The sequence below is a fragment of the Pantoea sp. AS142 genome (genome assembly GCF_037152305.1).
Lineage (GTDB): Bacteria > Pseudomonadota > Gammaproteobacteria > Enterobacterales > Enterobacteriaceae > Pantoea.
In genome coordinates this window covers 1-223 of the sequence record NZ_JBBCMO010000042.1, presented here as the reverse complement: position 1 = coordinate 223, position 223 = coordinate 1, and the positions used below count along the sequence as shown (strand labels likewise).

Sequence of the window (223 nt, the reverse complement as noted above, 5' to 3'; positions counted from 1 at the left end):
CCGTGGATGCCGACGGCAGCTGGACCTTCACCCCCGATGCCCCGCTGGCCGACGGCGATCACGCCCTGGTCATCGACGGCACCAACGCCGACGGCAACGCGGTCAGCGACAGCGTCAACGTCACCGTCGACACCCGCGCCACCGCGCCCGGCCTGACCGACGACGCCGGTACTGCAATCGCCGACGGCGCAACCACCAGCGACAGCACGCCGACCCTCAGCGG

Annotated in this window: 1 protein-coding gene; it reads left to right on the top strand. The window is 72.2% G+C overall.

All coding sequences use genetic code 11. From position 1 onward, the window contains the following. Nucleotides 1–223 (top strand): Ig-like domain-containing protein (locus tag WFO64_RS22455; protein WP_337014413.1); only part of this gene is annotated, 223 nt, incomplete at both ends.